Origin of the sequence: Nitrospirillum guanabarense, assembly GCF_034653355.1 — a bacterium.
GTDB lineage: Bacteria > Pseudomonadota > Alphaproteobacteria > Azospirillales > Azospirillaceae > Nitrospirillum.
In genome coordinates this window covers 1,219,008-1,232,568 of sequence record NZ_JAYEER010000001.1, presented here as the reverse complement: position 1 = coordinate 1,232,568, position 13,561 = coordinate 1,219,008, and the positions used below count along the sequence as shown (strand labels likewise).

Genomic DNA, 13,561 nt, shown 5'->3' with positions numbered 1-13,561 from the left:
CCCTACCTGGAACCGATGCAAGAACCCTCTGACGTGCAGCGGATGTGCCGGATGACACGGAATGCCACGAAGTCGTCCGGACTCGCCGCCGGGGGCAACGAGGCGGCATGAGTAGATTTCGTCATATGACGCGAGGCGTCGATCCTTAAAGTTTTTGGGCCGGCGATCACCCAATCCGACCGCATTCGACGCGGCAACGGCGCGGCCATCCGTAGGAGGTAAGCGTGAACCTGAACTTGTTGATCGACGGGTCTCTCGTCCCGGGCGCTCTGAGCTTGGATGTCATCAACCCGGCCACCGGACAGGTGCTGGCAACCTGCACTCGGGCGGACAAGCGGCAGCTTGAGCAGGCGGTAGCGGCGGCCAAAAGGGCATTTCCGGGTTGGGCAGCCACCGATATATCCGCTCGCAAGTCCAGCCTGACCAGGATCGCAGACGCCATGGAGGCTCGCGCGGGTGAGTTCGCGCGTCTGCTGACGCAAGAACAAGGCAAGCCGCTGGCCGAGGCGCAGTTCGAAATCGGCGGCGGCGTCGCAATTCTACGGATCTTCGCCGAAATGGATACGCCGCTTGTCGTGCGACGTGAGGATGACCGGCAACGTGTCCTCGAACAGCGACTGCCGCTCGGCGTCGTCGCGACAATCACCCCGTGGAATTTCCCGTTGATGCTGCTCGTGGGCAAGGTCGCGCCGGCGCTCATGGCAGGCAACACGGTCGTATCCAAGCCCGCGCCCACGACGCCGCTCACCGCTTTGCTCTTCGCCGAAATCGTGGCCGAACATGTGCCCGCAGGCGTGTTCAACGTCATCGTCGATGACAATGATCTTGGGGCCGAACTGACGAGCCATCCAGACGTTGCCAAAGTGTCTTTCACTGGCTCCACGGCGACGGGGAAGCGGGTGATGGAGAGCGTATCGAGCACGTTGAAGCGCCTGACGCTTGAATTGGGTGGAAATGACGCGGCGATCGTCCTGGACGACGTCGATGTCAAAGAGGTCGCTCCGCACGTCTTCGGCACAGCGATGCTGAATGCCGGTCAGGTCTGCCTTGCAACGAAGCGCGTCTACGTTCCGGCCGCGCTCTATGATGAGATGTGCGATGAACTTGCACGCCTTGCCAAGGAAGCCATCGTCGATGATGGCCTGAAGCAGGGTACCCAGATTGGACCGGTACAGAATAAGCAGCAGTACGAGAAGATGAAGTTCTATCTCGACGATGCGAAGGAAAGCGGGACCGTAATCGCCGGTGGTGAACCCCTGGATCGGCCCGGCTACTTCATCGCACCGACGATTGTCCGTGACATTCCGGACACCGCCCCCCTGGTCCGCGAAGAGCAATTCGGGCCCGTGTTGCCGATCCTGTCATATGAAACGCTCGATGACGCGATTCTGCGTGCCAACGACAGTGAATTCGGCCTGGGCGGAACGATTTGGACGGCCGACCCAGAGCGAGGCCTCGAAGCGGCGCTCAAGATCGAGAGCGGAACGGTCTGGGTAAACAGGCATGGCCTCGAATTTGACCTGCCTTTACGCGGCGCGAAACAGTCTGGCATCGGCGTCGAATATGGAGTGGAGGGCTACATCGAATATACCCAGGGTAAGATTATCAACATGGCGCTTTAAGTATCGTCGGCATGGCCTTCGGGACATGCCGAGAGAATGCGGTAACCGATCGCACGCAATTCGCAGCTTAAGGTTGGCCAAGATACCGACAGCGCGAAGTTATCCTTCGGCATCCACGCCAAAACGGCGATCCGCCAGCAGACAACGCCATGGACGACTGGTATAGGGCTCCGCCTGATGTTGCGACCAACCCTGCGTGGCGGGTTGCACTGAGGATCGACGGCTGCCCTGGCGCCTTTCGGTAGAACAGTCCGCCTTGGCCAGCACGTTGAATTTCAGCACCCAGTCCCGGACCGTCTGCAACGCGATCCCGCCGAGCTGCGCGGTGCCCGTCCGGCTTGCCCCATTGTAGATCGCCGCTACCGCAAGCGAGCGCCGGGGTTGGGTGCCATCTCTGGATTGGCGCGGCCCTTCCTCACCGAGGCAGTGTCAAAATCGGTGCGAAGCGCGAACGACATGGCAAACACGAATCCGAATGCCGTCTTAAATCGGTACAAGCCCCGACTGGCGAGCCCCCCGAGTCACGATCTCTGAGCCTTGGTATCACTAGCAGGAATATGGTAAGTCTGATCAAATAAAGCGCGGCAAGCGTTGCTCCGCCGCCAAAGATTTGGGGAGGTTAACGCATGGGCCTTTCAGCGGCGCACCGGCAATATGCCATCGAGGAATCGATTGCCGACTGCCATGACATCGATCACGTCTCCAACGCGATTTTGCAGCCACTCCAGACTCGACTGAACGCGTGCGGAGCCGGTTTTACACTCATTACGATCTGGCAAGATCGCTTGGTCGATGGCGACCTATCCATCGCGCGGGGGGCCTTTGAGGCACTCACTCCCACCTACAGGAACGGAATGTTCCATGAAGATCCTCTTTACCGAGGCTGCCCGGCAGTCCCTGAAACGCTCATGCGCTACGTGAGGCGGCATAAGGAAGAAGCGGATCGCCTGAAGATCTATCATGATGACTTCTTGAGGGCCCAAGATATCCAAGATTGTATGGGCATATATTTTAAAGTTAAGGGCGTATTTTCTGACAAGATTGTGTCTCTATCATTTGGAAGAAGCGTTGGCGGAGAGAATTTTTCTTATGAGGACAGGCAGACGCTTGGTCGGGTCGGGACTTTGCTGCGGTTGGCCCTTTCGAATATAGCATTGAGACACGAGGCTGAATGGCTTTGGAAGCGGCATCGCCGTCAAGAAAATTCTGTGCTGAATTTCCCACGTTGTTCCGATGATGGTGCGAATTGGGAGCATTGCATTGGCGACGTCGCCAATGCACGGAACGACGATAAATCGCCTATTGCCCCCAACCGGGGTCTGATGCCGGACGAATGCGTCGCGGCAGCTTGCAGGCAATTCGGGATTACCGACCGGGAGCGTGACATTGTTGCTTTGCTTCAAAATGGGCACAGCAATCTATCAATGGCCTATTCACTCAGTATAAGTGTCAGGACAGTCGAGAATCATCTTAGGTCGCTTTACGCCAAGACTTTCGTGAATAGCCGTACCCAGTTGCTTGCGAAGATAAATAATAAAGCCGCTCAGCTTCTTCAATCGCCAGCCCTGCAGACTGCCCATTGAGAACTGAAATTCTCCCCGTTGATCAATTTAAGAAGTTTTATTATGAGTTTGGCTCGAAGCCATATGCTGACATATAATCGGCTTGTAATGCACCTCGCGAGCGGTTGACCCGACGCCACGAAGAGTCAGGCCGTAAATCAGCACGCGACTTGGACGCCGATCGGCACGACAACCATCTGATTCCTTTGAAATCGGCGGGGTCATTTGATCTCGCCGATTCACACCACCGCCGCACATGCACCGCACCTGAAGCCCGATATGTCCGTGGCGGATGAATACTCCCCAGAAGTTGCAGCTGCCGGGCGTTGGCAACGCCTGGACCATGTTGATCAAGGCGCGCATCAACCATCCTATCCCGCAAAGGCATTGATTCTTCCATACTTGTCGAAATATGGTATCACCATGATTGACCTACCGAACATCGACGCTCTTCGGTTCGACGTCCCCGACCTGGAGAAGCTAACCCCGCCGCGGATTTCCACCCATCCGCCGCGCATCCTGCTGCTCTACGGCTCCCTACGGGAGCGGTCCTACAGCCGCTTCCTGACGCAGGAGGCCGCCCGCCTGCTGGAGCGGTTCGGATGCGAGACCCGCGTTTTCGACCCCGCCGGCCTGCCGCTACCCGACAGCGTGCCGCCCACCCACCCCAAGGTGGCCGAACTACGGGATCTGTCCATTTGGTCCGAGGGCCAGGTGTGGTGCTCACCCGAACGGCACGGTACCCTCACCGGCGTCTTCAAGAGCCAGATCGACTGGCTGCCGCTGGAGACGGGCAGCGTCCGCCCCACCCAAGGCCGCACCCTGGCGGTGATGCAGGTGTCGGGCGGCAGCCAGTCCTTCAACGCCGTGAACGCCATGCGGGTGCTGGGCCGCTGGATGCGGATGGTGACCATTCCCAACCAGTCGTCGGTGGCGAAGGCCTACCAGGAGTTCGACGACGCCGGCCGGATGAAGCCGTCTCCCTATTACGACCGCGTGGTCGACGTGATGGAGGAACTGGTGAAGTTCACCCTGCTGGTGCGCGACCGCGCCGACTACATGGTCGACCGCTACAGCGAGCGGAAGGAAGCGGCGGCCAAGGAACCGACGCCCGACCTGGGCGCCGTGGCCATGAGCCATGAGAAGCCGGCACCAGCCACCGGGACGGTGTGATCCCATGGAACCGAAAGCCGCCATCGATGCCTTCGCCGCCCTGGCGCAGGAAACCCGCCTGGGCGTCTTCCGCCTGCTGGTCCAGACCGGCCCCAACGGGCTGACCGCCGGCGACGTGGCCGCCAGCACCGGCGTGCCGGCCTCCACCCTGTCGCACCACCTGGGCATCCTGGAGCGGGCGGGCCTGCTCCGCTCCTGGCGGGTGCAGCGGCAGATCTTCTACGCCACCGACTACGAGGGCACCCGCCGCCTGCTGGCCTTCCTGATGGAGGATTGCTGCCAGGGCCGCCCCGAACTGTGCGGCACCGGCCTCACCGCCTGCTGTCCGGAGCCGGTGCCATGAGCGGCATCACGATCTACCACAACCCCGCCTGCGGCACGTCGCGCAACGTCCTGGCCCTGCTGAGGCGGGCCGGTGCGGAGCCTGAGGTGGTGGAATACCTGAAGGACCCGCCCAGCCGCGCGGTGCTGGCCGACCTCATCCAACGCATGGGGCTGACGGTGCGCCAGGTTGCGCGCCGCAAGGGCACGCCTTATGCGGAGCTTGGCCTGGACGACCCGAAGTGGACCGACGCGGACCTGCTGGATCTGATGGTGGCGCGCCCCATCCTGATCAACCGGCCAATCGTGGTGACACCGGCGGGTGTCACGCTATGCCGGCCGTCCGATGTGATCCTGGACCTATTGCCCGACACGCCCATGGCCGACATTGACAAGGAGGAAGGCGTGCCCTTCCTGAAGGACCAGCCTATCGCGGCGGGCGACCCCGACCTGGTGGCGGCACTGACGGCCGCCGGCCTGCCAGTGGAGGACCTAGCCAACGGCGAGGGCCGCTTCTTCGCCTACCGGACCCTGGGCGGCACGCCGGCGGGTTATGGCGGGTACCTGCCGCTGGGGTCGGACATCCTGGTCCGCTCCGTGACTGTACCGGCAACCGTGCAGGGCAAGGGTGTGGGGCGCAACCTGGTGGCCCTGCTGCTGCGCCGTGCCTGGGAGGAAGGCCACCAGCGGGCCTGGCTGTTGACCACCTCCGCCGGCGGTTTCTTCGAAAAGGCCGGATTCAAGCCCGTGGCCCGCGACCAGGCGCCGGCCGCCGTCCTGGCCACGCCCCAGGCCCAGGGCCTGTGCCCGTCCACCGCGACACTGCTGTCGCGCGCCATCACCGTCTGAGGCCACCATCATGTCCCGCTTCGAACGCTACCTCAGCCTGTGGGTAGCGCTGTGCATCGTCGCCGGCATCGCCCTGGGCCACCTGCTGCCGGGCTTGTTCCGTACCGTGGCGGCGGCAGAGGTGGCCAAGGTCAACCTGCCGGTGGCGGCGCTGATCTGGCTGATGATCATCCCCATGCTGCTGAAGATCGACTTCGGCGCCCTGTCGCAGGTGAAGGAGCATTGGCGCGGGGTGATGGTCACCCTGTTCATCAACTGGGCGGTCAAGCCCTTCTCCATGGCGCTGCTGGGCACACTGTTCATCGGGACCCTGTTCGCCGACCTGCTGCCGGCAGGCCAGGGCCCATCCTACATCGCCGGCCTGATTCTGCTGGCGGCGGCGCCCTGCACGGCCATGGTATTCGTCTGGTCCAACCTCTGCGAGGGCGAGCCCCACTTCACCCTCAGCCAGGTGGCGTTGAACGACCTGATCATGGTGTTCGCCTTCGCGCCGCTGGTGGGCCTGCTGCTGGGCGTGGCCTCCATCACGGTGCCCTGGGCCACCCTGGCGCTGTCCGTCGCGCTCTACATCGTCGTACCGGTGGTGGTGGCGCAGGCCTGGCGCAAGGCCCTGCTGATGGGTGGCGAGGCGCGGCTGAAGCGGGTCCTGTCCGTGCTGCAGCCCCTGTCCCTGGTGGCGCTGCTGACTACCCTGGTGCTGCTGTTCGGCTTCCAAGGGGAGCGGATCCTGGCCCAGCCCCTGTTGATCGCCCTGCTGGCGGTGCCCATCCTGATCCAGGTCTACCTGAATGCCGGCTTGGCCTACCTGCTGAACCGCCAGTTCGGCGTGGCCTGGTGCGTGGCGGCACCGGCGACCCTGATCGGCGCCAGCAACTTCTTCGAGCTGGCCGTGGCCACCACCATCAGCCTGTTCGGCCTGAACTCCGGCGCCGCCCTGGCCACCGTGGTGGGTGTGCTGGTGGAGGTGCCGGTGATGCTGTCGGTGGTGCGCCTGGTGAAGGCCAGCCGGCCTTGGTACGAGCGCGGCGCCGTCTGATGAATGCGCCGGCCGGAGATCGTCTCCTGGGGCACGCTGATCTACGCCTTCCCCCGCTCGCAGGACCCAGGGCGGAATTCGGCTGGTCGAAAACGGAAACCTACCTGCTGGCGTCGCTGACCCTGGGGACGGCCGGGCTGGCCACTTATCCGGTCGGCGTCGCCATCGACCGCGGCCACGGCCGGACGATCATGGCCGTGGGCTCCCTCCTGGCGGCGGTCCAGCTGCTAGCGCGGTCGGGGCACACCACCTTTGGGGCGAGATCAGGCGGACCATGGTTGCGGCGCTGCTTGGGAAGTCGGTCGAGGACCTGACGGTCGGCGACCTCCACTTGGCTAGGTTATGTCACCAAGGCCGACGTCAAGGCGTTCTCCGACCCCCTGAGCGACCACCTCATAAACCGGGCGGGCCGAAACACCATGTCCCGCGACACCATCGTGAAGCTGGTGGGCCATCTTCGCGGCTATTTTTGTGAACCGGCACCGAAGTGGAACCCCAGGCTTACTGACCCGGCCGGCGCCAGCCAGACTCCCAATCCTTTTACCCCCTTTTCATTCAGTTCAGGGTGTTGCCTCGATTTCCCCAGGGGGCCCACTTCGGTGCCGGTTCACACAGTGCGAACTACTGCACCTGCATACAGCGCGCCTTCTGGGCCGCCGCCCCGCCTACCGCCGCTCGGCTGCCCCCAAGCCCGCCACGAAGCAGCCATAGCGGCCGTCCATGTAGACCAGCGGGTCGATGGGGGCGAGGTCGATCACCTCCTGCACCTCACCGATGAACAGGCCGTGGGTCCCGAACATCGTGTTCGCCACGCTGCGACAGAAGATGCTGGCCTGGGCGTCCGCCAGATAGGCGTGGCCCAGCGGGGACTGCCGCCAATCCCCCACGGAGAAGCGCGCCTCCCCCTTCTCCTTGCCGGCGCATAGGGCGGAGATCTCCGCCTGCCGTGCCGTCAGGATATTGATGCAGAAGTCGGCACCCTGGGACAGCGGCGCGAATAGGCTGGCGGACTTGTTCACGCAGATCAGCATGGAAGGCGGGTCCATGCTGAGCTCGCTGACCGCTGTCGCCGTCATGGCGTGGCGTTGGCCGCCATGGCGGCAGGTGATGACGACGACGGCCTTGGCCAAGCTGCGCAGGCCCTTGCGCAGGGCCAGGGCGATGGTGGCGGCATCCGCCGCGGTGACGTCAGTAGGCATCGATTTCCCTCAACGCGGCCGCCGCCTCGCGCCAGCTGTCCGCCCCGGCAGGCAGGCCTGCATAGAGCGTGGCGTGCAGGAGGATCTCGCGGATTTCCTCCTTGGTGACGCCGTTGGCGATGGCGCCCTTCACGTGGTTGCGCAGCTGGGCCGGCCGGCTCTGCCCCACCAGGATGGCGATGGTCAGCATACTGCGGATTTTCAGCGGCAGACCGGGGCGGCTCCACACCTCGCCAAAGCAGATCCGGGTGACCATATCCTGCAGGGGCAGGGTGAAATCATCCGCCTCGACCAGGCTTTTCATCCCCTCAGCGCCGAATATCTGTTCGCGCAGGTCGCGGCCGCGCTGCGCCGCGTCGGTATCCCATGATGAGCTCATGGCGTCTGCTCCCTGTCAGCCGGCCAAAGGTAGGGCCGCACCGCCTGAGCCGCGGCGGCCATTTCGCGCGCCGCGGCCGGCGACATGCCCAGCGCGCGCAAAAATCCATGGATCATGTGGCGGGCCGTCAGAACCCGCACCTCGACACCGGCGGCCGCCAGGCGGTCTGCATACTCGGCCCCCTCCCCGCGCAGCGGGTCGTACTCGGCGGCGATCAGCACCGCCGGCGGCAGACGGCTCAAATCCGGAACCGATAGGGGCGGGGCATGAAACGGCTCGGCCTCCTGCGACAAACGGTAGAGCCGCACGAAATCCTCCACCCGCTGCACACTGAGAAGAGGATCGCGCCCCCGCCCGTAGGACGGCCGCCCCGGTGTCAGGGCATAAGCGCCGTACATCAGCAACTGGCAGACGGGTTGCCCAGGCCCACCGGCATCGCGCGCCATGACGGCCGTCATGGTGGCCAGCAGGGCGCCGACACTGTCGCCGGCGACGGCGATGCGCCGCCCGTCGACGCCCAGCTGGGCGGCGTGCGCGACGAACCACTCATAGGCGGCGAAGCAATCCTCCTGTGCCGCCCGGTAGGAATTCTCCGGCAGGCGCCGGTACTGCACGCTGACGACGACGGCCCCTGTCTCCTCCGCCAGCCCTTGCGCCACCCCATCGAAGCTTTCGATGCTGCCGAAAGCAAAGCCCCCGCCGTGGAAATAGCAGATGCCGGGCCTCGGGCCCTCACCGCCGGGGTCAAGGATCGCTACCGCGATTTCGCGCCCGCGCGCCACGATGAAGCTGACATGCCGCCGGAGGCCGGCCGGCCAGGGCCGGCTGAATGCCGCAGCGTTCATGTCCGCGGCCAGCCGGGCACCGGCCAGCGTCCCCCCGCCGCCCGCCCCGCGCGGAAGGCCGCCACATAGGCGTCCATGCCGTCCGCGAGAGGCGTGTCCGAGGTCACGCGAAGGCCTCATAGCGGACATCGGGCGTATCCACCGACATCTCGGCCAGGCGGGGCATGACCTCCCGCGAGAACAGGGTCAGGTTCTCCACCGTCTCGGCATGGCCCAGCGTGCCGGCCTGCCCCATCATCAGCAGGTTCCCGAACCCGCCGACCTCGGCATGAAAGCGGCCGATCTGCTCGAAGACCTCATCGGGCGTGCCCACGAACATCAGACCCGCATCGATGTACTGCTCGATCGTGGGGTTGGAGGGCAGCGGGCTGCCGTCGCGCAAGCGCGGGCGCACGGCATTCGGACCCGCCTTCAGAAGGCGGACGTTGTCCTTCACCGAGGCGAAGCCCGCCGGGTTGCGGAACTGCGGATCCAGTCGGGCGGCGGTGGTGAAATAGGCCTTCATCTGCTCCGCCCGCTGGAAGGCGGTCTCGCGGTCCGTGGCCACGGACACCAGGCCCAGATAGCCCAGGCGATCGTCCGATGCCGGCCGGCCGTGCGTCTCCTGATAGGTCTTGCGATAGCTGGCGAACACCGACCGGGCCACGGCCCCCGACAGGAAGGTGGCGCAGACATAGCCCAGCTTCGCCTGCTGCGCCGCGCTGCCGGCGCTGGACGCCGTCATCCAGATGGGCGGCGTCGGCTGCTGGATGGGACGAGGCCACAGGCTGACGGCGCGGTAATTGAAGAATTCACCATCCCAGGAGAAGTTGTCGCCGGTATTGGATAGGGCCTCCAGGATCAGGTCATGCGCCTCCCAATATCGGTCCATGAAGCGCACGGGCTGCCGGTTCGACATGAACACCTCGTAGGCCGCGCCCTTGACCAGGCCCACTTCCAGGCGGCCATTGGAAATCACGTCCGCCATGGCGATCTCTTCCGCCACGCGCACAGGGTTGGCGCGGTTGCCGATGGGAATGCCCAGGGCCAGCAGCCGGGCGCGCTTGGTCTGGCGCGCCAGGATGGCCAGCGTCGTCATGCACGAGGTCGACATGCAGGTCGCCGCCGCGTGATGCTCGTTGATCATGATGTTGTAGCCCAGCTCATCCGCCAGGACGTACTCATCCAGGTAGCGATTGATCAGCCGCCCCGCCTCGGACGGGTGGCAATGATGCTGCGGCAGGGTGACCCGCATGGGCCCCGGAACGTCGAAGGCCGGGTGGTAAGCTTGCTCGCTGAATTGCCAAACTTTCATGGATAGGCCTCCTCAGGCCGCCGCCGCGACGGCGCGCTGGGCGAAAGTGTTGATGCTGCGGGCGGCCGCCTCGGCGCTGTCGACATAGATGCGGTGACCACAGTTCGGGATCGCCTCGAACACCGCCTGGGGGATCAGGGCGGCGTAGTCGCGCCCGTAATCCAGGGGGGCGATGGCGTCATCCTCCCCCCACAGCAACAGCGTGGGGGTGGCGACGCGGTGCAGCCGGTGGCGCAGCTTCGGATTGCACATGTAGGGGGACCAGCCGTACAGCATCGTCGCCTCGGCATTGCGCACCCTGCGCTCCAGCACGTCTTCCGGCAGGGCGGCCAGGTCCAGCTTCTGCGCCGGCGTCACCTGCGACTTGCGCTCCACGGTGCCGCCGTCGCACATGAAGATGTCTACGACCCGACGGTCCTTGCGGTGGGCCGTCTCGATGCCGAACGGCGCCCCCAGCACCGCCAGAGCCAGGCGCCCGCTGTTTTTCACCAGCATCTCGGCGGCGATCCAGCCCCCGAAGGAAAAGCCGGCGACCAGCACGTCGCGCAGGTCCAACTGGTCCAGCAGGTCCAGGTAGAAATAGGCGATGTCGTCGACTGTCGAGAAGGACCGCGGCAGGTCCGACCCGCCGAAGCCGGGATGCGACGGGGCGTAAACTTTGTGCGTCGCGGCAAGCAGATCGACCAGCGGCGCCATAGCCTCGATACCATCCATACCGTGCAGCAGCAAAAGCGGCCGGCCTTCGCCCTTGACCAAGAGTTCCAGACGCACATCGCCCACTTGCAGGAAATGTGGCCCGGACAGAGAGTTAGCGTTCGTCGCTTCGCTATTCATCCGCCACGACCTTTCTTGAACGCATTTGCGCGTAATTGATGATGCTTTACTTCTGCTTATGGGGGCAGAATCGTCCAATTCTTTGTGCTTGCGGAATTGATGCCGTCACGGTATCAATTGGCCATGGAACTAAGACATCTGCGGTATTTTCAAGCAGTTGCCCGCGAGGAGCACTTCGGTCGCGCCGCGCAAACCATCCGCGTGGCCCAGCCGGCGCTGACGCGCCAGGTGCGGGACCTGGAGGATGAACTGGGCGTCCAGCTGTTCGAGCGGCTGCCACGTGGCGTCCGCCTTTCCCCTGCCGGACGGGCCTTCCTGGAAGACACCAACGCCCTGCTGGAAAAGCTGCAGCGCAGCGTCGCCCGGGCCAAAAGCTACGCCACCGGCCATGTCGGCACGGTGCAGATCGGCTTTAGCGAGATCGCCTCGCGCCATCCCGAGATCCCGGCCAAGCTGCTGCGCTTCCGGCTGGATGAGCCCAAGGTGGAATTGAACCTCCTGCCCATGAGCTCGCGCAGCCAGATCGATGGCCTGCGCAACGGCACGGTGGATGCGGCCATCGTCTACGACATTCACTTCTCCGAAGAGGATCTGGGCGCGCTGGAGCATTGCGAGCTGGGCGTCAGCGACATCGTTATCGCCCTCAACGAAGACCATCCCCTGGCCCAGCGTCCCATCCGGATGCGCGACCTGGCGGAAGAGCGCTTCCTGTTTCCGGCCCGCAAGCCCCAGCCGCGCTATTTCGACCGGCTGATGCAGGCCTGCCTGGCCAACGGCTTCTCCCCCAACATCGTCCAGGAAACCGCGACGGATTCCATCCTGCTGAGCCTGGTGGCCGTGGGCATGGGCGTGGGCTTCACCCAGCAGACGCGGCAGGTGCCCCGCCAGGGTGTACTGTTGCGCGAGGTGGAGGATCTGGACGTCTCGTTCCGTTTGCACCTGGTGTGGCGGAAGTCCGATCCCTCGCCCGCCGTGCTGCGCTTCATCAGCGCGATGAAGTGAGGTTTAGGCGTGGCTGATCCTATATAAGCCGCAGTGCTGAAAGCTGCCGATACGCGGCGACCAATTCCCGCTTATCCATCACCCCCAGCTTGCAATAGGCGCGGCGGCGGTAGGTGATGACACTACCCAGCGATAATCCGGACTGGACGCTGATCTCTTCCTGCGTCCGGCCCAGGATCAGGCCGGCCGCCACCTCCGCTTCGCGTGCGCTGAGGCGGACATCGGCGGCCATCAGGATGGCCGCCGTGTCCGACGGCGTGCCATCGCCGGGGGGGCGGGCCGACAGGTCGACATGGCGGGTCAGCGCCGCCATCAGCACCGGCGCGTACCGCTCCACGCGCGCGACATCCCCTGGCCGCCACGCGCCGTCGGACACCGTTCGATAGCCGTTGGCCATGAGGGGGCATGGGCCGGCGGACAGGATGCTCAGCCGCTCGGCGATGCCGCCGCGCTCATAGCAGGCGTTGCGGTAAACGGGGTCGGCGATGCCAGCGGCCCTGGTCCGGATCACAACGACGCTGTCCCGCGGCGCGGCCACGACCAGGCGCGCGGCGCGGTCTTGGCGCCAATGATGGCGGGCGTAGGCCAGTGAAGCGGCGCGGGCGAAGTCGGGGCCGCCCCGGCAATCCCCCGCCGCGAACAGGGCGCGAGGCGGCTCCTGCCCGCCAAAGGAAAAGGCGGAGGACAAGCGCGCGCCGCAGAGCATGCCCAGCGCCGCCAGGAATTGGGTGGAGAAGTCTGGCGTTCCCACCGCCCCCACCACACCCGCCAATGTCGTGATGTCGTCCGGCGCCTTCATGATCCTGTCCTCCCGCCGGGGGGACGAGGGCTTGGGCGTCCGGCGGTATGATGGGCGGTGCGGCCGCGTCCTGGGACTCGGCCAGACCATTCCCCGGAGCCTGCGCCATGCCCACACCACCCGCCATTAGGGGCCTGTATCATTTCGCCTATCCCTGCCGCGATGGGGAGGAGACCCGGCACTTCTACGAAGACATACTGGGTCTTCCGCTCGTCAATTGCATGCTGGCCGACCACGTTCCCAGCACGGGCGAGGAGAAGCCCTACGCCCACATGTTCTTCGCCATGACCGACGGATCCTACATCGCCTTCTTCGATCTGGGCGATGATGAGATGCCGGCGCCGTCGCCCAACACCCCCGCCTGGGTCCAGCATTTCGCCATGGAAACCGGGTCGGTGGACGCGGTGCTGGCGATGCGCCAGCGGCTGATCGATCATGGCGTCGAGGTGCTGGGCCTGGTCGATCATCATTTCGTGAAGTCGATCTACTTCTTCGATCCCAACGGCCTGCGCCTGGAGGTCACCGCCCGTACGGAATCGCCGACCTACCTGGCCGACGCCGCCCGTTCCGCCCACGCGGAACTGGACAAGTGGAGCCGGGAAAAGGCCGCCCGCCGGCAGGCCAAGGCTGCCGGCTGACGTGAACG

The 13,561-nt window shown here is 64.8% G+C and carries 14 protein-coding genes; 8 read left to right on the top strand and 6 right to left on the bottom strand.

Annotation, left to right across the window (positions count from 1 at the left end):
* The first annotated feature begins 224 nt into the window (after positions 1-224).
* The 6 genes from UAA55_RS05075 to arsB all read left to right on the top strand — a co-directional run bounded on the left by UAA55_RS05075 (position 225) and on the right by arsB (position 6,563).
* Positions 225-1,622 (top strand): aldehyde dehydrogenase family protein, encoded by a 1,398-nt coding sequence (locus UAA55_RS05075; RefSeq protein WP_322951569.1) that lies wholly within the window; start codon positions 225-227, stop codon positions 1,620-1,622.
* A 626-nt stretch (positions 1,623-2,248) separates the two neighbouring features.
* A complete protein-coding gene (locus UAA55_RS05070) occupies positions 2,249-3,205 on the top strand; it encodes a helix-turn-helix transcriptional regulator (RefSeq protein ID WP_322951568.1) in 957 nt (318 codons plus the stop codon).
* A gap of 402 nt (positions 3,206-3,607) precedes the next feature.
* Entirely contained in the window at positions 3,608-4,357 is a 750-nt protein-coding gene (gene arsH, locus UAA55_RS05065) for an arsenical resistance protein ArsH (protein WP_322951567.1), read from the top strand.
* A gap of 4 nt (positions 4,358-4,361) precedes the next feature.
* A complete protein-coding gene (locus UAA55_RS05060; RefSeq protein WP_322951566.1) occupies positions 4,362-4,700 on the top strand; it encodes an ArsR/SmtB family transcription factor in 339 nt (112 codons plus the stop codon).
* Positions 4,697-5,527, top strand: coding sequence for an arsenate reductase (glutaredoxin) (gene arsC, locus UAA55_RS31455; protein ID WP_463667840.1), 831 nt, complete (start codon positions 4,697-4,699; stop codon positions 5,525-5,527). The genes UAA55_RS05060 and arsC overlap by 4 nt, the downstream gene beginning before the upstream one ends.
* 10 nt (positions 5,528-5,537) lie before the next feature.
* Entirely contained in the window at positions 5,538-6,563 is a 1,026-nt protein-coding gene (gene arsB / locus UAA55_RS05045; RefSeq protein WP_322951565.1) for an ACR3 family arsenite efflux transporter, read from the top strand.
* 665 nt (positions 6,564-7,228) lie between these two features.
* On the opposite strand, the gene UAA55_RS05040 is transcribed toward arsB, so the two are convergent.
* The 5 genes from UAA55_RS05040 to UAA55_RS05020 form a co-directional block, all read right to left on the bottom strand.
* The gene (locus UAA55_RS05040) at positions 7,229-7,762 is read right to left on the bottom strand and encodes a flavin reductase family protein (RefSeq protein ID WP_322951564.1); all 534 of its coding nucleotides are present in this window, start codon (positions 7,760-7,762) and stop codon (positions 7,229-7,231) included.
* Complete coding sequence (locus UAA55_RS05035) at positions 7,752-8,141, bottom strand: carboxymuconolactone decarboxylase family protein (RefSeq protein ID WP_322951563.1); 390 nt, start codon at positions 8,139-8,141, stop codon at positions 7,752-7,754. The genes UAA55_RS05040 and UAA55_RS05035 overlap by 11 nt, the downstream gene beginning before the upstream one ends.
* Positions 8,138-8,986 (bottom strand): alpha/beta hydrolase, encoded by an 849-nt coding sequence (locus UAA55_RS05030; RefSeq protein WP_322951562.1) that lies wholly within the window; start codon positions 8,984-8,986, stop codon positions 8,138-8,140. Before UAA55_RS05030 ends, UAA55_RS05035 begins: the two co-directional genes overlap by 4 nt.
* 103 nt (positions 8,987-9,089) lie before the next feature.
* On the bottom strand, positions 9,090-10,280 hold the full coding sequence (locus tag UAA55_RS05025; RefSeq protein ID WP_322951561.1) for an LLM class flavin-dependent oxidoreductase: 1,191 nt from the start codon (positions 10,278-10,280) through the stop codon (positions 9,090-9,092).
* A gap of 12 nt (positions 10,281-10,292) precedes the next feature.
* The gene (locus UAA55_RS05020; protein WP_322951560.1) at positions 10,293-11,051 is read right to left on the bottom strand and encodes an alpha/beta fold hydrolase; all 759 of its coding nucleotides are present in this window, start codon (positions 11,049-11,051) and stop codon (positions 10,293-10,295) included.
* A 186-nt stretch (positions 11,052-11,237) separates the two neighbouring features.
* Between UAA55_RS05020 and UAA55_RS05015 the strand changes: the two genes are divergently transcribed.
* Positions 11,238-12,116 (top strand): LysR family transcriptional regulator, encoded by an 879-nt coding sequence (locus UAA55_RS05015; protein WP_322951559.1) that lies wholly within the window; start codon positions 11,238-11,240, stop codon positions 12,114-12,116.
* Positions 12,117-12,135: 19 nt separating this feature from the next.
* On the opposite strand, the gene UAA55_RS05010 is transcribed toward UAA55_RS05015, so the two are convergent.
* Positions 12,136-12,915: a helix-turn-helix transcriptional regulator gene (locus UAA55_RS05010; protein ID WP_322951558.1), complete on the bottom strand. Its 780-nt coding sequence runs from the start codon at positions 12,913-12,915 to the stop codon at positions 12,136-12,138.
* 107 nt (positions 12,916-13,022) lie between these two features.
* On the opposite strand from UAA55_RS05010, the gene UAA55_RS05005 reads away from it, so the two are divergent.
* Positions 13,023-13,553, top strand: a complete 531-nt coding sequence (locus tag UAA55_RS05005) for a VOC family protein (RefSeq protein ID WP_322951556.1) — start codon at positions 13,023-13,025, stop codon at positions 13,551-13,553.
* Positions 13,554-13,561: the final 8 nt, after the last annotated feature.

Excerpts from the sequence above, each read along its gene's own strand:
- UAA55_RS05070 (WP_322951568.1), top strand. The coding sequence starts at position 2,249 with ATGGGCCTTTCAGCGGCGCACCGGCAATATGCCATCGAGGAATCGATT.
- arsH (WP_322951567.1), top strand. The coding sequence starts at position 3,608 with ATGATTGACCTACCGAACATCGACGCTCTTCGGTTCGACGTCCCCGAC.
- UAA55_RS05060 (WP_322951566.1), top strand. The coding sequence starts at position 4,362 with ATGGAACCGAAAGCCGCCATCGATGCCTTCGCCGCCCTGGCGCAGGAA.
- arsC (WP_463667840.1), top strand. The coding sequence starts at position 4,697 with ATGAGCGGCATCACGATCTACCACAACCCCGCCTGCGGCACGTCGCGC.
- arsB (WP_322951565.1), top strand. The coding sequence starts at position 5,538 with ATGTCCCGCTTCGAACGCTACCTCAGCCTGTGGGTAGCGCTGTGCATC.
- UAA55_RS05040 (WP_322951564.1), bottom strand. The coding sequence starts at position 7,762 with ATGCCTACTGACGTCACCGCGGCGGATGCCGCCACCATCGCCCTGGCC.
- UAA55_RS05035 (WP_322951563.1), bottom strand. The coding sequence starts at position 8,141 with ATGAGCTCATCATGGGATACCGACGCGGCGCAGCGCGGCCGCGACCTG.
- UAA55_RS05030 (WP_322951562.1), bottom strand. The coding sequence starts at position 8,986 with ATGAACGCTGCGGCATTCAGCCGGCCCTGGCCGGCCGGCCTCCGGCGG.
- UAA55_RS05025 (WP_322951561.1), bottom strand. The coding sequence starts at position 10,280 with ATGAAAGTTTGGCAATTCAGCGAGCAAGCTTACCACCCGGCCTTCGAC.
- UAA55_RS05015 (WP_322951559.1), top strand. The coding sequence starts at position 11,238 with ATGGAACTAAGACATCTGCGGTATTTTCAAGCAGTTGCCCGCGAGGAG.
- UAA55_RS05010 (WP_322951558.1), bottom strand. The coding sequence starts at position 12,915 with ATGAAGGCGCCGGACGACATCACGACATTGGCGGGTGTGGTGGGGGCG.
- UAA55_RS05005 (WP_322951556.1), top strand. The coding sequence starts at position 13,023 with ATGCCCACACCACCCGCCATTAGGGGCCTGTATCATTTCGCCTATCCC.